General features: G+C 44.8%; 13 protein-coding genes and 3 tRNA genes. 8 read left to right on the top strand and 8 right to left on the bottom strand.

From position 1 onward, the window contains the following. Positions 1-27: 27 nt before the first annotated feature. Genes AC6H1S_RS01910 through AC6H1S_RS01900 form a run of 3 tightly spaced genes read right to left on the bottom strand, consistent with a single transcriptional unit; the run spans position 28 to position 5,115 of the window. Complete coding sequence (locus AC6H1S_RS01910; RefSeq protein WP_497564920.1) at positions 28-1,782, bottom strand: RagB/SusD family nutrient uptake outer membrane protein; 1,755 nt, start codon at positions 1,780-1,782, stop codon at positions 28-30. Between the two features lie 11 nt (positions 1,783-1,793). After that, entirely contained in the window at positions 1,794-4,604 is a 2,811-nt protein-coding gene (locus tag AC6H1S_RS01905) for a SusC/RagA family TonB-linked outer membrane protein (RefSeq protein WP_497564919.1), read from the bottom strand. A 13-nt stretch (positions 4,605-4,617) separates the two neighbouring features. Then, positions 4,618-5,115 (bottom strand): CHRD domain-containing protein, encoded by a 498-nt coding sequence (locus AC6H1S_RS01900; protein ID WP_199140102.1) that lies wholly within the window; start codon positions 5,113-5,115, stop codon positions 4,618-4,620. A gap of 272 nt (positions 5,116-5,387) precedes the next feature. On the opposite strand from AC6H1S_RS01900, the gene AC6H1S_RS01895 reads away from it, so the two are divergent. The 5 genes from AC6H1S_RS01895 (at position 5,388) to AC6H1S_RS01875 (ending at position 11,564) form a co-directional block, all read left to right on the top strand. Beyond that, a complete protein-coding gene (locus AC6H1S_RS01895) occupies positions 5,388-9,437 on the top strand; it encodes a hybrid sensor histidine kinase/response regulator (protein ID WP_497564918.1) in 4,050 nt (1,349 codons plus the stop codon). Positions 9,438-9,506: 69 nt separating this feature from the next. Further along, positions 9,507-9,845, top strand: coding sequence for a zinc ribbon domain-containing protein YjdM (locus AC6H1S_RS01890; protein WP_497564917.1), 339 nt, complete (start codon positions 9,507-9,509; stop codon positions 9,843-9,845). A gap of 89 nt (positions 9,846-9,934) precedes the next feature. Then, positions 9,935-10,198 carry a hypothetical protein gene (locus tag AC6H1S_RS01885; protein WP_199140108.1) on the top strand — a complete coding sequence of 88 codons (264 nt, stop codon included), beginning with the start codon at positions 9,935-9,937 and terminating at the stop codon, positions 10,196-10,198. Between the two features lie 222 nt (positions 10,199-10,420). Further along, positions 10,421-10,798 carry a VOC family protein gene (locus AC6H1S_RS01880; protein ID WP_497564916.1) on the top strand — a complete coding sequence of 126 codons (378 nt, stop codon included), beginning with the start codon at positions 10,421-10,423 and terminating at the stop codon, positions 10,796-10,798. Between the two features lie 97 nt (positions 10,799-10,895). Further along, positions 10,896-11,564, top strand: coding sequence for a dihydrofolate reductase family protein (locus AC6H1S_RS01875; RefSeq protein ID WP_497564915.1), 669 nt, complete (start codon positions 10,896-10,898; stop codon positions 11,562-11,564). 240 nt (positions 11,565-11,804) lie between these two features. On the opposite strand, the gene AC6H1S_RS01870 is transcribed toward AC6H1S_RS01875, so the two are convergent. The 4 genes from AC6H1S_RS01870 to AC6H1S_RS01855 form a co-directional block, all read right to left on the bottom strand. Continuing rightward, positions 11,805-12,365: a hypothetical protein gene (locus tag AC6H1S_RS01870; protein WP_497564914.1), complete on the bottom strand. Its 561-nt coding sequence runs from the start codon at positions 12,363-12,365 to the stop codon at positions 11,805-11,807. Between the two features lie 213 nt (positions 12,366-12,578). Continuing rightward, positions 12,579-12,650: transfer RNA gene (locus tag AC6H1S_RS01865), tRNA-Glu, on the bottom strand. 94 nt (positions 12,651-12,744) lie between these two features. Further along, positions 12,745-12,816 (bottom strand) — tRNA-Glu (locus tag AC6H1S_RS01860). Between the two features lie 27 nt (positions 12,817-12,843). Further along, positions 12,844-12,919: transfer RNA gene (locus tag AC6H1S_RS01855), tRNA-Met, on the bottom strand. A 111-nt stretch (positions 12,920-13,030) separates the two neighbouring features. On the opposite strand from AC6H1S_RS01855, the gene era reads away from it, so the two are divergent. The 3 genes from era (at position 13,031) to der (ending at position 15,871) form a co-directional block, all read left to right on the top strand. Beyond that, complete coding sequence (era, locus tag AC6H1S_RS01850; RefSeq protein ID WP_199140923.1) at positions 13,031-13,909, top strand: GTPase Era; 879 nt, start codon at positions 13,031-13,033, stop codon at positions 13,907-13,909. A 12-nt stretch (positions 13,910-13,921) separates the two neighbouring features. Next, positions 13,922-14,428 carry a TlpA family protein disulfide reductase gene (locus AC6H1S_RS01845; protein ID WP_497564913.1) on the top strand — a complete coding sequence of 169 codons (507 nt, stop codon included), beginning with the start codon at positions 13,922-13,924 and terminating at the stop codon, positions 14,426-14,428. A gap of 141 nt (positions 14,429-14,569) precedes the next feature. Further along, the gene (gene der / locus AC6H1S_RS01840) at positions 14,570-15,871 is read left to right on the top strand and encodes a ribosome biogenesis GTPase Der (protein ID WP_199140921.1); all 1,302 of its coding nucleotides are present in this window, start codon (positions 14,570-14,572) and stop codon (positions 15,869-15,871) included. Between the two features lie 47 nt (positions 15,872-15,918). Here the strand turns inward: der and AC6H1S_RS01835 are convergent, their stop codons facing one another. Further along, positions 15,919-17,049, bottom strand: a complete 1,131-nt coding sequence (locus tag AC6H1S_RS01835) for a histidine decarboxylase (RefSeq protein WP_199140920.1) — start codon at positions 17,047-17,049, stop codon at positions 15,919-15,921. Positions 17,050-17,133 lie beyond the last annotated feature (84 nt).

Here is a 17,133-nt window from a genome sequence, read left to right as displayed (position 1 = left end):
TTGTTTTTATATGCTTTGTTTTCATGTTTACCAATTGGGATTTTGAACCATTGATTTATTGGATACCAGCTCGTTAAATGGAATGGGGAACAGGTACATTTTGTTGGCATCAAATTTGGCATCGGCGGCATCAACAATGGTATAGTTTGTTGTACTGCCTGATACTACGCCTTGGATGCCGTGTAATTTTCCATTCAACACGGTTTCGGCAATTTTCCACCTCCTGATATCCCAGAACCTTTGCTCTTCGAAAGCAAATTCTACCCTACGCTCGTGCCTGATACGGGTACGCATCTCTGCCTGGGTTAATCCAGTTGGCAAATTTGGCATGCCTACTCTTGCCCTAATGGCATTTACTGCGTTATATACTGTATTATCAGGACCAACAGCCTCGTTTTGTGCCTCGGCATAGTTCAATAATATTTCGGCATAACGCATAATCGGAAACACGTGCGGATAGTTAGCATAAGAGGTTGCGCTGCTATTGCTGGTCATGAATTTGCGCAAATAGTAGCCTGTTCTGGTTTCGCCCTTGGTTACCCTTCCGTAGCCGAATGGCCTGTCTAAGCCTCCATCGGTAGTTTGTACTTTTCTGTTCAGCCAGTATAAGCCATCGAACATAATGGTTGCCGGAAAACGAGGATCCCTATTGAAATAAGGATTGGTGATGGTATAACCTGAACCACTCTCGCCAATCATCTTGCCATTGCTCATTTCATACTCGTTTACCAACTCTTGTGTAGGGTTGGTTTTGCCCGATGTTGAACTGGCGCGGGTATAGCCTACTGGATCATTAATCGCCTCAACCGTACTGTTGGTGGTGGTCATGTACGGCAAAATGATCTCGTTATTGCTATTGGTGGTAAATACGCTCAAGAACTTGTTCACGTTGGTTACATAGGCCGATAAGGATGCTGAAGGTGCTACTCCAGCCAAAGTGGTAGTCGTATAATGTGCGGTAGTAGCGGCATCGTTCAGCTTATAGGTAAACTTGCCTAAGGTTACACTGTCCATCACTGCTTTTGCCGCAGCGGCGGCATCGGCCCACTTGGTGAGCGTATTCGATGGATTGTTTAAAGGACTGGCCGCATACAGTAGCAGTCTTGATTTAAGCGCCATGGCTGCTCCCCTGCCAAAACGGCCATAATAATTGGCGGCAAAAGTTCCATTGACAGAACCATTTGCCGTAAGCAGGTATGGCATGGCTGCATTAAGCTCCGAAAGAATATAATCAACGCATTGCTGATAAGTGTTGCGCGAAACGGTGATGGTTTCGTTGGCATCGTAAACCTTATCGCCAATTAAAGGCACGCCTCCCCAGCGTTTGATCAGTTCGAAATACGACATGGCCCTTAAGCACTTGGCCTCTGCTTTCCAACGGTCTTTTAATCCGGCAATGTTAAGGGGCACCACGTTAATATTGGCCAAAAAAACATTTACCTTTCTAATGTTTGCATAATTTTTGGCCCAAACATCGTCTACCACGTTAGTTGGACTAATACCGCCATTGCTAAAGTATTGTACGGCATCGCCGTTAGCATTCGGAATGGCGTCGTCGGTTCCTGCATCGAGCATGTTGCTGCTAATACGGTTAAAGCCATTGGGCAGGCCCGAGTAAATGTTGTTCAAGAAACGTTCGGCATTAACGCCCAAAGAATCTTTCGAATCAAAAATTAAATCTTTTTCTATCAGTTCTAGCGGTTCGCTCTCTGTCATCTTTTTACAGCCCAACGTTCCAGCTACACAAACGGCAGTCATTACTGCTATTACATATTTTTTCATAAGAGTTGTTGCTATAATGTTAATGATATACCTCCATTGATTACCCTTTGGTTAGGGAACGCACTCACATACGATTCTGGATCAAAATCTAGCTTGCTAATGGTAAACAGGTTATAGCTGTTTACAAATACCCTCAACTTAGCCACATGCATTTTGCGCACTAAGCCAGCCGGGAGCGTATAGCCCACTTCTAGGTTTTTTAGGCGCAGGTAGTTCGCGTTTCTTAGCCAGAAAGTAGAGGTCGCATTATTGTTTACATTGGTACCCAAAGTAAGGCGAGGCAAAGTAGCATTCACCTGGTTTTGTGGGGTCCATCTGTTTTCGGTGGTATAATCCAATACATAACCTGTATTGTTATTTAGGGCCAGCATAGACGATTGGCTCAAATGGATTACACGGTTGTAAACGCCTTGAAAAAGACCACTCAAATCAAAACCTTTGTAGTTCATGGCGAAATTTAGGCCTCCAAATACAAAAGGTTTGGTGGTTGAAATCAGCTTTTGGTCTAAAGTGCTGATTACGCCATCGCCGTTAAGGTCTTTATACTTGATATCTCCCGGCACCGGACTATAGCCCAAAATAGTTGGTGTATTGCTGGCATTCTCTCCTGCTTTGTAAAAGCCAATGGCCTCATAACCTCTGGTACCACCCACCGGATTACCCGCCCTGTACATCCAGCTATAAGGCAATTGAGGCTCGCCTGCATTAATTACGCTGCTTTTTTGGAAGCTTGCATTGATACCTACTTTATAGCCAAAATCGCCAGCCTTGCCTACATAATCGGCAGTAAACTCCATGCCCGAAAACCTGTTCTTGCCAATGTTCTGGCTTGGATAGTTTTGGCCGATAATGCTGCTCGCATAAGCAGGGGCCTGCAACAGATCGTAATAACGGTTACGGTAATAAGTAAGGCCAACATTTAATTTTTGATTGAAGAATGCCGCATCGGCACCCACTTCAAACTTCAAGGCTTTTTCCGGACCTATATTCGTAGTGGCCAAACCACTCTCTGCCGCGCCAGAAACCCCGGTTAAAGCCGTACCAAATACATAGCCCGTGGTGCTGTTGCTGTAGCGTTGGATATAAGAATAATAATCATCGGCATTAGCCATTGCGGTTAAGCCAACTGTACTTCTCAGCTTTAAGAAGTTAATGGCGTTCGAGTTAAACCAGCTTTCTTTGCTCGCTACCCAACTTAAACCTAATGATGGCAGATAGATCCATTTATTGGCATTGGCATAGCGGTTGTAGCTGCCATAAGAATTGCCCAGCTCTGCAAAATACCTTTCGCCATAATTGTACTTAATGGCCAAACCTGCTGTTCTGTAAATCTGATTCAGTTGGTTGTAGCTGGCCAATCTGTTATCGCCATTATAAGTGGCCAATACGTTTAACTGATGCTGGCCAACTGTTTTATCATAACCCACCAAAAAGTTATAATAGGTTTGTTTTAACTGCGAAGAGATCGAAGCCGCGCCAGTTCCGGCCGAAACGTTGCCATCGGCACCAGATTTAGTATAGGTGACGGTAGAACCAGATACGGTAGGATACCAAATGGCAAAGTTCTTGCCCCTATCAACCGTTTGGTTATAAAAGTTATTGATAGAAAGCCCAGCCTTGGCCCATAAACCTTTGGTAAGGTCGTCTAGTTTATACTTCAAAGCTACATCGACGTTAACAGACCTGCTATTGTCTCTGATATAGCCCGAATTAATGGTATTGGCCAAAATATTATTGGTAATAGATGCGGTACCGCCATAAGTACCATCAGGGTTTTTTACCGCATAGGCCAAAGGCGAAGTACTGTATACCAAGCCCATAATGGTATTGGCATTGCCACCCGGCTGATTGGTATTTTCTATAGAACCAAAAACGTTCAACTGTAGGGATATATCCTCGTTAAAATTGATTTCGGCATTGGTACGCATGTTGTACCTTTTATAAAAGTTATTGGTATTATAGGCATTGTTGTTATCGGTTACAAAATTACCATCAGAGCTAAAATGCTCTAAACTGGCATAATACCTATAGGTTTTAGAATTGCCCGAAACCCCTAAGTTATAGCGTTGTTGGGCACTGTTCTTTTTATAGACCAAATCGTACCAGTTATTGTTAGGCTGCAAAAATGGATTGTTGGTGCCATTTTGATAAGCGGCAATAGTAGCATCGCTGTACAATGGCGTGCTGCCCGGCGAGGTATTCTGCTGGGCCTCATTGTAAATTTTAGCGTAATTGGCGCCTGTAATAAAATTAGGAGTAAATAAATTCTCTAAATGTCCGTATTCGGCACCGAATTTAATCTCAAATAGCTTATAGGCCGCTTGTTTTTTAGTAGTAATGTACACCACCCCACCCGACGAGCGCATCCCGTACATCGAAGTAGAAAGCGCATCTTTTAATACCGTTATGCTCTCAATATCATCAGGATTAAAACTGGTAAACGTACGCACCACGCCATCAATTACAATAATTGGCGTTTGTCCTCTTAAGGTAAGCGAAGTGCCATCAAAACCAGTTCTGGCCGATGATTGCAAGGTGTACAATCCAGGCAGCCTACCGGCTACTACGTTGGTGATATCTGATACTGGGGTAGTATTTACATCTTCTGCATAAATGGTAGATACCCCTTCAACCTGATTGGCCTTTTTGCCAAATCCATTCCACTGGCCTATTTCTTTTTGCAGGTAGTTCTTCGGGTCAAATCTTTTGATCAGCGTACTGTCTGCCACTTGTGCTGGTTTAGCCTGGGCCCAACCCACTGCCGGAAGCACGCTCAGCAACCCCACCAAAGATCTGATCTTAAAGTGATTCATTTTCATCATGTTTTTCGTTTGGTTAGTATGACTGCATATCCCCCCTCACCAGTCCGTTAGGCTGTTGGCTAGAGGCAATCTGCAAATAGTTGGTTTTGGTATTCAGGTCGTTGATGGTGCTAGCCGAAACCGCAACGGATCCTTTTACTTCGCGGGTGCTGCTAAAGGCCCCATTATTAAGCTCAATCAGTACCGTTCCATTGCTGCCGCTTGCACCTGTATAAACAATGGCCTTTGTGGGCGTATCGTTGTTGTTCAACGCCTGATCAAAATAGAGGTAGTAATAAAGCTTGTTGTCGGTCATGAGGTAAAATACCGCAACGGCATGATCCGTTCGGCCGGCAACTGCCGGAACAACATCACTGGGGGTTAGGTTTACCTTCCATTGCTTGAGCGTGTAAACATCGGAAGTCTTCATCTCCTTTTTACAGGAAATAAAACCGGCCGACATCAACAAACACCAAAAGAGCAACTTCAAGTTCCACTGTCGGGGATTACGAATGCGTAAATCTGTTTTCATAATTTATTTGGTTAGTTGTAAGTCGGGAACAAAACGAGCTGGCGCTCACTTGTTCCAATTGGTTAGTTTAGTTGCAAAAAGTGGCGGATAATCACTTTTCGTGCTTATACAAAGCTGACGGATTAAGAATTGAAAAAAGATGAAAATTCTGTCGGAAAAGATAGAATAATCTATAAAGGAGCTTAAAACTGCTTGTTAAAACACAAATTAGGCAGCTTAGCCCTGGATAATTTGCTATATTTATCTTGCAAACCAACCTGACCTATTGTTGAATGAATTTCTACCTGCGATTCATATCCATTTTATCGTTTACGCTACTCACTGCCCTAAATCCGGCAACTGCGCAGCGCCGTTTGTCTTTTACCAACCTTACGGTAGAAAACGGCCTCTCGCAGAACTCGGTCATGGCCGTTGCACAAGACAGTACGGGCCTGATTTGGCTGGGCACACGGCAAGGCGTGAACCGCTACGACGGCTACCGCTTTAAAATCTACAAGAGCGAAGAAAAAAACAACCCCGACCTGCCTCCAGGCGAAACCACCGCCCTGCTTACCGATGCCCAAGGTACACTGTGGGCCGGCACGTCAAAAGGCTTTGCGGTTTATAATGGCAACAAGGATATTTTTGAACCCGTAAAAGGGTTAAGCAACAGCAACGTCGAAAGCCTATACCAAGACCGGCAAAAACGCCTTTGGATCGGTACCTTAGGAGGCATCAACCTATTAATCGACAAAAAACAGCGGCGCTTCGAAGCCTTCTTTTTCAGCAAAAAAGCCAAAGACCCCGTCAATAATATCTATGCGATGTTTCAGGATGAAAACGGTCAGTTTTGGATTGGTACCGGCAAAGGGCTCTTTACCATGCGCTATAGCCACCATCAGGTGAGCTACCAAAAAGTAGCCTTGCCCAACTCAACCGACGGCGACTATTACATTACGGCTATTGCAAGCGACAAGCAACATCACATTTGGGTAGGTTCTTCTAACGGACTTTACCAAATTGCGCCCGACGGCAAAAACATCCGCTCTTTTCTGCACAGCGACAATAACCCCAACTCCATCATACACAACGACATCAGGGAGGTTATGCTTGATAAAGACGGCATGGTTTGGGTAGGTACACAAAACGGACTAAGTATTTTGAACCCCGCCAATGGCTACTGCACCAATTATCAGCACGATCCTGAAAAGCCCTATAGCATTAGTCAAAACTCCATCCATAACTTATTTACCGATAGGGATGGCAACATTTGGGTAGGCACTTATTTTGGTGGCGTAAACATCTCTTACCCTACCCTGACCAATTTTAAGGTTTACCGCAACAGCAAACAGCAAAATAGCTTAAGCAACAATGTGGTGAGCTCTATTGTAGAAATTGGCCCGGGCTTTTGGATAGGTACCGAGGGCGGAGGGCTCAACTATTTTAATCCGGCCAACAATACGTTCAAAAGCTACAAGAACAACCCCGCCGATCAAAACTCCATCAGCTCCAACCTGGTTAAGATCATCGAAAAAGAAAGCGATGCCAGCAACAGGTTGTTTATCGGTACACATCGCGGCGGCCTGAACCTGTTCGATCCTGTAAGCAATAAATTCAGGCATATAGCTAATGTTAAAGACACCATAGGTACTGTGGGCACCGCCGAGATCATTGCACTGGAAATGGATAGCCGTGGCACCTTATGGGTAGGTTCTTTTGAGGGATTAACCGTACTGGAAAAGAAAAACGGAGAATACCCTGCCCAAACCAGTAAAAGTCCTTTAGAAAGCCGATTAAAGAGCAAAAGCATTACCTGCCTTTTTCAAGACAGCTGGCAACAGCTCTGGATTGGCACCAATGCCGGTCTTAATCGCTATGACCTTAATTTAAAAAAAATCTACAGCTATACCAAAGAAGAGAACAACAAACTTAAGCTCCCTTCAAACTATATCAACTGCATTACCCAAAGCAGCAACGGAAAGGTATTGGTAGGCACAAGGGCCGGTTTGAGCATTTTCGATCCTACCAAAGGTACTTTCACAACCTACAGCGAAACCAACGGTCTGGTCAACAACAATGTAGTCGGCATCATCGAAGACAATGCCCACAACCTATGGCTCAGCACCTCTAATGGTATTTCTGAACTCAATATAGCCAGTGGCCGTTTCAGAAACTACAACAAAAGCGACGGACTGGCCGGCAACGAATTCAATGTACGCTCCTTTTTTAAAAACAGACAAGGTCAGCTGTTTTTTGGCGGATTTAACGGGCTGACTGCTTTTTATCCACAGGAAATCGAGCTCAATAATTTTGTATCGCCATTGGTATTCACCGATCTCAAGCTTTTTAACCAATACTTAAGGGTTGGTGGCGACGATGATATTTTGCAGCAACAGATCAATTTAACCGACAAGCTTGATTTTAGGCACGACCAAAACCAGTTTACCTTGGAGTTTTCGTTACTGAACTACCTTAAATCAGACAAGAATAAATATTTCTACAAATTAGATGGCTACGACAAAGACTGGATTGCCACTGTTAACCCAAGTGCCAGCTATACCAATCTGCCTGCAGGCAATTACCGTTTTATGCTCAAGGCACTTAACAACGACGGCATTCCGGGCAAGCCCATACGCAGCTTGCACATACACGTAAGCCCCGCGCCCTGGGCAAGTTGGTGGGCATACCTGCTCTACCTCGTCGTATTTTTCACCATTTTGCTGGTTACCATCAGGTATTTCTTTGTAAAGGCGTTGCTCAAACGCACAGAAGACATTCAGCAAATGAAGCTCCAGTTCTTTACGCAGGTTTCACACGAAATCAGGACTCCATTAACCCTCATTTTGGCACCACTAGAAACCTTATTCAAGAATACCCGCAACCTACCCGACATCAACAAACAGGTAGAACGCATCAAAAGCAATGCCGACCGGCTTCACCTATTGGTAACCGAATTGCTCGATTTCAGAAAAACCGAAACGGGACACCTGAAGCTCAAATTTGCACAACAAGACCTCGTACCCTTTGTGCAACAGATTTTTCAGGCTTTTGAGCACCTGGCCGAAAGCCGGAACATTACCTACACTTTCAGCTACGAACAACCCGAAGTAAGCATTTGGTTCGACAAGCTCCAACTGGAAAAGGTATTCTTTAACCTGCTATCCAATGCCTTTAAATTTACCAACGATGGCGGAACCATTAACGTAACCATTGCCGACAATAACCAACAGGTGGCCATTTCTGTTCGCGATAACGGCCTGGGCATACCCGAAGACAGTCGCGATAAGATTTTTAGCGACTTTTTCCAAGTAGACCGCGAAGGCTCTACCCATATTGGCTCGGGCATTGGCTTGGCACTCTCCAAAAGCATTGTAACGGCGCACGGCGGGCAGCTTTTATTAGAAAGCATTGCCGAAACCGAAACCAAGCCGGGCGATACGCGCTTTACGGTGCTACTCAAGAAGGAACAGCCCCAAACAGCAGCCACCATGCCACAAGAATCGGGTACCGAAAGCTGGCATACGCTTGCCCCATTGCCACTGCCAGCAGTGACCGAGGCTAGTAGCACCAAAGAAAACCATAGCGAAACCGTACTGATTGTGGAAGACAATTGGGAAATCAGGCAAATGTTGCGCGATTCGTTGGAAAGCCGCTACCATATTGTAGAATGCGAAAATGGGCAGGAAGGTTTGGAAACAGCCATAGCTTCGATCCCCGACTTGATCATTTGCGATGTGATGATGCCCATCATGAACGGCACCGAAATGTGCCACCAGCTTAAAATCGACGAACGGACCTCGCATATCCCCGTTATTATACTAACGGCCATGGATTCGCATGCACAACAGGTGGATGGCCTGGCTACCGGCGCCGACAGCTATATTACCAAGCCATTTAGTGTAGAGCTGCTGGGCTTGCATGTGCGCAACCTGTTGCAGTCGCGCAAAATTATGCGCAGGAAGTTTAGTGGCACCATCAGCGAATCGATACAACTTAACACAGTTGACCAGCAGTTTATAGAAAAAGTAATCCAGCGCATAGAAGCCCGGCTTGCCGATCAAACCTTCGGCGTACCCGAACTGGCTAAGGATATTGGTATGACGGCGCCAGTGCTGTACAAAAAAATCAGGGCAGTTACCGATCTTACAGTCAACGATTTCATCAAATCCATCCGCCTCAAAAAAGCCGAAGCATTGCTAAAAGAAGGCATCCATAACGTAGCCGAAGTCGCTTATCTAGTGGGCTTTAACGATGCCAAATATTTCAGTCGCGAGTTTAAGAAGCAATATGGAATCAATGCCAAGAACTATCAGTTGGGCGGAGATAAAAATGCTACGGATTGACGATAGCGCTTGGCCTATCAAGGTCAATCGGCAAATATTTCGTACCTTTACAGCCAAACAGCACAGCAAATGACAGAACTGCCTCCATGCCCTCAATGCAAATCCAGCTATACCTATCAAATGGACGACCTATTGGCCTGCCCAGAATGCGGACACGAATGGAATGTAGAAGAAACCGCTGCCGCAAGTGGCGAACTGGTGGTAAAAGACTGCAATGGCAACATCCTGCAAAACGGCGATTCGGTAGTAACCATTAAAAATCTTCCCGTAAAAGGCATTGCGCAAAGCATTAAGGCAGGCACCAAGGTAAGGAACATCCGTTTAACCGATGGCGACCACAATATAGATTGCAAAATAGACGGTTTTGGGGCCATGGCGCTTAAATCTGAGTTTGTAAAGAAGGCCTAGCCTCCAGACCTCCATTATCTTTTCCACGCAGAATATACTGATAGTCAGCATATTTTTGTAATTTCCAGTCTAACCAAATTTAAATCATCATGAAAAATTTCAACGACTGGAAATCGAGCTCCTATGTAGTATTGAGCCGTTCGGCCATGAAACTAATTCTTGGCGGAGACCCTATCGAGCTTCGCCCCTATGACCCTTACTGCGACGAGGTCAAAGAAACCGAATATGTCCCCGATTGCCCCTGCTTTGCAGATACGCAATGCCCTGAAAGAAGGTATGTAGGTGGCCCTCCGGGCTCAGTGGGCAACATTATTCCAGGCAGTGGCTATTGCGTGAACGGCCACTGTACCTAAAATACTTTCAAGGCGGACCGTTTGATCCGCCTTTTGTTTCATCATGCGAAAACATTTTATTTATTTAACCAGCCTCGTATATTTAAGAACTGGTAGCCTTATACCAGCCACAAATACACCAGCAACATGAAAAGAACATTATTGATCGCTTTAACAATTACGGCATCTTTTCTTTCAGGTTTTGCGTTCAACACCATCGTTTCAAAACAAAATCAAACTAAAATGAAAAAAGTAACAGGCATTGGCGGCATTTTCTTCAAATGCAAAGACCCCAAAAAGATGACCGAATGGTACCAAAAGCACCTGGGTTTAGACACCAACCCTTATGGCGCGACTTTCGAATGGTACGAAGGCACAGACAGCACCAAGAAAGCACAAACGCAATGGTCGCCTTTTGCCGAAAACACCAAATACTTTGAGCCTTCGACCAAGGATTTTATGATCAACTACAGGGTCGAAAACCTCGAAGCTTTAGTTGAGGAGCTCAAACAAGAAGGCGTAACCATTGTCGATAAAATCGAAACCTACGATTATGGTAAATTTGTTCACATTCTCGATGCCGAGGGCAACAAAGTTGAGCTTTGGGAACCGATAGACTAATATCGGCCTTGTCGGATGCCACCTTGTAATTGTCGCGCATCCACCCCTCCTTGTTTTTTAAAGGCCTTTAACTTTGGTTAGACTTAAATCTTAAACCATGAGAAAGATTATTGTAACTACATTTCTAACAATGGATGGTGTGTTGCAGGCTCCAGGCGGACCTGAAGAAGACCGCAGCAACGGCTTTAAGTGGGGCGGCTGGCAATTTGGCTATCCCGATGAAGTAACCGACAAAGCCTTAACCAAAATCATGTCGGCCCCCTTCGACCTGTTGTTGGGTCGGCGCACCTACGAAATATTTGCCGCTTACTGGCCATACCAAAACGACGGAATTGCCGAAAAGTTTAACCGCATCAGCAAATATGTAGTAGGCACTACGCCTATTGATACCTCCTGGAACAACTCGATATTGATTAGCCGCGATGTGGTAAACGAGTTGAAAAAGCTGAAAGCGCAAAACGGCCCCGATTTATTGGTGCATGGCAGCAGCGTATTGGCACAAACCCTGTTTGCTAACGGGCTGGTAGATGTGCTCCACACCTGGATCTATCCGATTACCTTGGGCCAAGGCAAAAAATTGTTCGGCGATAGCGTTCCGGCACAGGAATGGAAGCTTACCGAATCGGCCATCTCGAAAAACGGCATTATCGTAGCCAGCTACGAGCCAAACGGCGAAGTGAAACTGGGTTCGTTTGAAGCCGCTGTGATTAGTGATGCAGAGCTCGAAAGAAGAAAGAGATGGGCGACCGAAGAAAAGAAAAGCTAAACCCTTAAAAGCACCAACGCATCAAGGCTGGTTTCATTAAGTTTATATGGATCGCCGAAATTAACATACTTTAAAGTTAGTTTCTTAGTCAAAAGATAAACATAAAATTTCCCAATTAAACTGTACTACCGAGCAAACTATTTCCAAAATCCAAGACAACAAAAAAAGCCGTTGATCGTTAATCAACGGCTCTTCCAAAAGAAAGTTTTTTAAACACTTCGCATTTCGTGCAGCCCATGTTTAGCAGCCGTTGTTTTTGCTCAAATCTCGTTTTAGCAACACTTTATTATTTTGCTCAATATAATCGCCAGCTATAATCAAATAAGGATGATTCGGTGAATACCCTGCATAACGACTTCTCACAATTATTTTGTCGTTAACTTTCAGGTCATTTAGTTGCCGAAACTCCTTCACGCTGAACTGCATCATGTATTTTTCGCCATCTATCCTGACTATAAGCCACTTTGATGCCGATGGGTTCTCATTTGGGCGCTGAAAAGTTACCGAGGTTACTACGGCCTCCATATTGGAAAAATCCTTGATGTGCTTGCTTATTTTTTCATTGCTAACATGCACTTTTTTACCTTCTGGAGAAAACACCCATGCTTTGTACATTATACCGTCGGGAGAAGCCTCCCATTTTTTTCTGTCTTCCGCCACACGGGCTTTCATTTCGGCAGCAGACAAAGGTTTTGAGGATGGCTTGGTTTCGCTTTTGACTTTACGATTGGCAAACACCAGTCCGCACGCCACAGCCAGCGCCAAGATCAGCGCGTAGCTCACTTTTCTTTTATTTTTCATATCCTTTCAAATTAATTGAGCCAATCTACTTTGATATTTTTCGAATCGAGTGGTTTGGACTGTAAATAAAAATGTAAATTTTGTAAATAAATTAATTTACAAGCTCGTAATGAGCATAATCCTACCGATAGCTATCGGGATGGGACGAAACCATATTTTTAAAGTCCAATACAATAAAAAAAGCCGTTGATTATATAATCAACGGCTTTTCAGTAGCCCGTAGGGGAATCGAACCCCTGTTTCCAGAATGAAAATCTGGCGTCCTAACCCCTAGACGAACGGGCCAATCGATTTTTATATTTTGCGATTTTAGATTGACGATTGGCAGTTACCTAAAATCTTTTAACAAAAAAACACCAGCGCTTGCTGATGTTTTTTGTAGCCCGTAGGGGAATCGAACCCCTGTTTCCAGAATGAAAATCTGGCGTCCTCACCCCTAGACGAACGGGCCAAAAAAGAAGTGTCTTTTCAACTCCTTTGGTAGCGGGGACCAGACTCGAACTGATGACCTTCGGGTTATGAGCCCGACGAGCTACCAACTGCTCCACCCCGCACGCTATACAATCCTGAAATTTTGCGATTTTTATTCGCGCTTCTTCCGAATTGGAATGCAAAGATATAATTCGTTTCTTTGTAGTGCAAATTTATTTTAAAAAAATTCGAATATGTCGCACAAAGCTGGTTTCGTAAGCATTATAGGTAAGCCTAATGTAGGCAAATCTACCCTCATGAATGCACTCGTGGGCGAAAAGCTCTCTATCATTACTCCAAAAGCGCAAACTACGCGTCACCGTATTCTGGGCATTGTAAACGAAGACGACTACCAAATTGTGTTCTCCGATACACCCGGCATCATCAAGCCCCTCTACGGCTTGCAGGATTCGATGATGAGTGCCGTAAATGGCGCACTGGTTGATGCTGATCTTATCTTTTTTGTAACTGATATTAACGAAAAGCACGACGAAAACGACGTACTCGAAAAAATAAACAACACCAGCATCCCGCTGGTCGTACTATTAAATAAGATAGACAAGGCCAGCCAGGAACAGGTGGACGAAAAAATCGCTTTTTGGCAAAAGGAACTGAATCCGAAACATATTTTCGCCATTTCTGCCCTAGAAGGCTATAATGTTGATGGGCTCCTGCCTTTGATCCTCGACAATTTGCCAGAGCATCCGCCCTATTACGACAAAGACGAGCTGACCGATCGCAGCCAGCGCTTCTTCGTATCGGAAATCATCCGCGAGAAGATCTTTAACAACTACCAAAAGGAAATTCCCTACAGCACCGAGGTGATCGTTACTTCTTTCAAGGAGGAAGAAGATATTATCCGCATCAATGCCGAAATTATTGTTGAGCGCGATTCGCAAAAGAATATCCTCATTGGCAAAGCAGGCAGCATGCTTAAAAAAGTGGGCATGGAAGCACGTAAAGACATCGAAAAATTTGTCGACAAAAAAGTGTTTCTGCAAACCTTTGTTAAAGTACTGCCCGACTGGCGCAGCAAAAAAAACTACCTTAAAAACTTTGGCTACGAAAGCTAATCGCATACCTTTATGAGGAAACTACTTTTCATCGTGCTCGCCTTGTACAGCGCCACTTCATTTGCCCAAGAAAGCAACAATGGCAAAAAGCTCTGGGCCAAATCGGTGCTCAACGAAAAAGCGCCCGAACTGGTTGTAGAAAAATGGCTTTCTAAACAGCCCGACACCAAAGGCAAGTTTGTGCTGATTGATTTTTGGGCTACCTGGTGCGGTCCTTGCCGCAAATACATCCCAATGCTGAATGATTTTCAGGAGAAATACGGCGACAAACTGGCTGTCATTGGCATTTCAGACGAAACCGAAGACCGCGTAAAAGGCTTTAAAGACCCGAAAATAACCTATGCCGAAGCCATCGATACCAAAAGAAGCCTGCACAGCCAACTGGAGGTAAAAGGCATCCCGCATGTCATTATCATCGATCCCAAAGGCATTGTAAGATGGGAAGGCTTCCCTTTATTGGGCAATTTTGAGCTGACCGAAAAAGTGCTTACCGACCTGATGGAGAAGTACAAAAACTAATTTTAGGCTTCATCTTCAAAAAATTAAGCGTACTTTTGCAGGCTCGGCTATGCAGAAACACAGGGAGTTTAGCTTGCAATGTTCAATTAAACACCTGTTTCGCAAAAATCGTAAATTGTAAATCGCACAATCGTAAATCACATGAGCAATATCATCGCTATAGTAGGAAGACCCAATGTGGGCAAATCGACCCTATTTAACCGCTTAACAGAAAGCCGCAAGGCCATTGTTGACGATTTTAGCGGCGTAACCCGCGATAGGCACTATGGTGTGGCCGAGTGGACCGACAAGCAGTTTACCGTTATTGATACGGGTGGCTATGTGGCCAATTCGGAAGACGTGTTCGAAGCCGCCATCCGCGAACAGGTGATTATTGCTATTGAAGAAGCTACCGTGCTTTTGTTTATGGTTGATGTAACCACCGGCATTACCGATTTGGACGATGAGATTGCCCAGTTGTTGCGCCGCAGCAAAAAACCGGTGTTCACTGTCATCAACAAGGTCGACAATACTGCTTTAGAGCACGAAGCTCCTATTTTTTACAGCTTTGGCCTGGGCGAAATCTATACCATCTCCTCCATGACGGGTTCTGGAACAGGCGAATTGCTTGACGATGTCGTGAAACATTTTGAAGATGTGCCGGAAGAAGAAAATTCCTTGCCGAAAATTACGGTAGTAGGCCGTCCTAACGTAGGCAAATCGTCGCTGGTAAATGCCTTGATGGGTATTGAACGCAACATTGTGACCCCAATTGCCGGCACCACCCGCGATTCGATACACATCCACTACAACCAATTTGGCCACGAGTTTATGTTTATTGATACCGCCGGACTACGCAAAAAGACCAAAGTAAAAGAAAACATCGAATTTTACTCGGTGATGCGGACCATCAAAGCGTTGGAAGAAGCCGACGTGGTGATTTTGATGATCGATGCGCAGGAAGGCCTGGAGTCGCAGGACATCAACATTTTCCACCTGGCCGAGAAGAACAAGAAAGGCATTGTGGTGTTGGTTAACAAATGGGATTTGGTAGAGAAGAACAACAAAACCATGAAGGTTTTCGAAGACCAGATCCGCCAGAAACTACAACCGTTTACCGACGTGCCGATTGTTTTTACTTCGGTACTCAATAAGCAGCGTATCTTCAAAGCCATCGAAACCGCATTAGAGGTTTACAAAAACCGCGGCAAGAAAATACCTACCTCAAAACTGAACGATGTCATGTTGCCGATCATCGAAAACTATCCGCCACCGGCGCTCAAAGGCAAATACATTAAAATCAAATACATTACGCAAATCAACGGCGTATCGCCTATGTTTGCGTTCTTCTGCAACCTGCCACAGTACATTAAAGAGCCTTACAAACGCTTTATCGAAAACAAATTGCGCGAAAACTTCGACTTTTCGGGCGTGCCGATACAGATTTACTTTAGGCAAAAGTAGGGCTAGTATTGCGATATGCGTCTGGCATGGGCTATAGCCACGCAAAGCTAAATCCCTACCGCACTAAGCGACAGCTCCTGTATCAGCTCGTCGATATGCTCGCGCTGTACATTGGGCATGCAGATGATGTGCGACCAGCCATTTTCGGAGGCTAATTGCCATTTTTGCCTAATCGCCGGATCTGGTTCGGGAAAATTAACGGTAATGGCATTGGGGTTTCGCCATGCAGCCAAACCGATTTCCTTAAACTTAGCCAAAGCATATTCGGCTACCGCCAAGCTGTGTTGGGCACGTTTTTTCAGGCCTTCAATGCCATGTTTCTTTAAGGTATACCATAAAAACAGCGGACTGTGGCCATTGCGCGAGCCCGTAATGGTGGTATCGATGCTTCCAATATAATCGATAGCACGGGCAATGCGGTTACGGTTCGATTTTTTAACTACCACTACTCCACATGGCATGGGCGAGCCAAAAAACTTGTGCCCGCTAATGGCAATGCTATCGGCTCCATCGGCAAAATCAAAAGCCGGACGAGGCTCGATAAAAGCGCTGTAACTACCCGACAAGGCTCCGTCGGCATGGATATAGAAGTTTTTAATGGCCAGCTTCTTTAAAATGGCCTTGATTTTGGCAATATCGTCGCGGGCTTCGGTCATGGTGGTACCGATGTTGGCCATGATGATAACCGGCGTTTGGCGGTTCATCCCGATGGTATTTTCCAAATCGTGGTAATCGATTTCGCCATTGGCCTGCGCGCTGATGACAATATTGGGCATATTGAGCAGGTGCAGGTTTTTCTGCACGCTGTAGTGGGTCGATTCAGAATAGTAAACCATGGCCTTAGGATGAAGCTCCCTTGCCAAGTATAGTCCGTACAGGTTGCCCTCAGAACCTCCATTGGTAACATAGCCCCACCAATCGTCGTCATGTGCCCTGAACAAGGAGGCAAAAAACCGAACAACCTCTCTTTCCATCGCCCTCGAATCGACCGCATAAGTAGAGGCTACAAAAGGATCGCCGAGGTTGTTCATCGGATAGCTGAGAAAAGGCATCAGCTCTTCAAAATCGAAATCCTTTGAAACAGGATAGCCCATAAAATTCTGGGTGTTTTCTTTAACCTGTGCCAGCAGATCGGCTAAGATTTGGCTATCGGCCGGAGATAGGGAACTAAGGTGCATTGCTTGTAGATTGAGCTACAAAACTAGCCCTAATGAAATTAAATTTCAATTAAAATATTAATTTTAGAATATTATTCCGAAATA

The sequence above is a fragment of the Pedobacter sp. TM02 genome (assembly GCF_059705275.1).
Note: the sequence above shows the minus strand (reverse complement) of the source record. Positions and strands in the feature narration are given on the sequence as shown.

What these genes read in the sequence shown, in the direction of transcription:
- AC6H1S_RS01890 (WP_497564917.1), top strand. Translation starts at nt 9,507, where the DNA reads ATGACAGAACTGCCTCCATGCCCTCAATGCAAATCCAGCTATACCTAT.
- AC6H1S_RS01895 (WP_497564918.1), top strand. Translation starts at nt 5,388, where the DNA reads ATGAATTTCTACCTGCGATTCATATCCATTTTATCGTTTACGCTACTC.
- AC6H1S_RS01905 (WP_497564919.1), bottom strand. Translation starts at nt 4,604, where the DNA reads ATGATGAAAATGAATCACTTTAAGATCAGATCTTTGGTGGGGTTGCTG.
- AC6H1S_RS01875 (WP_497564915.1), top strand. Translation starts at nt 10,896, where the DNA reads ATGAGAAAGATTATTGTAACTACATTTCTAACAATGGATGGTGTGTTG.
- AC6H1S_RS01845 (WP_497564913.1), top strand. Translation starts at nt 13,922, where the DNA reads ATGAGGAAACTACTTTTCATCGTGCTCGCCTTGTACAGCGCCACTTCA.
- AC6H1S_RS01835 (WP_199140920.1), bottom strand. Translation starts at nt 17,049, where the DNA reads ATGCACCTTAGTTCCCTATCTCCGGCCGATAGCCAAATCTTAGCCGAT.
- AC6H1S_RS01885 (WP_199140108.1), top strand. Translation starts at nt 9,935, where the DNA reads ATGAAAAATTTCAACGACTGGAAATCGAGCTCCTATGTAGTATTGAGC.
- der (WP_199140921.1), top strand. Translation starts at nt 14,570, where the DNA reads ATGAGCAATATCATCGCTATAGTAGGAAGACCCAATGTGGGCAAATCG.
- AC6H1S_RS01900 (WP_199140102.1), bottom strand. Translation starts at nt 5,115, where the DNA reads ATGAAAACAGATTTACGCATTCGTAATCCCCGACAGTGGAACTTGAAG.
- AC6H1S_RS01870 (WP_497564914.1), bottom strand. Translation starts at nt 12,365, where the DNA reads ATGAAAAATAAAAGAAAAGTGAGCTACGCGCTGATCTTGGCGCTGGCT.
- AC6H1S_RS01910 (WP_497564920.1), bottom strand. Translation starts at nt 1,782, where the DNA reads ATGAAAAAATATGTAATAGCAGTAATGACTGCCGTTTGTGTAGCTGGA.
- AC6H1S_RS01880 (WP_497564916.1), top strand. Translation starts at nt 10,421, where the DNA reads ATGAAAAAAGTAACAGGCATTGGCGGCATTTTCTTCAAATGCAAAGAC.
- era (WP_199140923.1), top strand. Translation starts at nt 13,031, where the DNA reads ATGTCGCACAAAGCTGGTTTCGTAAGCATTATAGGTAAGCCTAATGTA.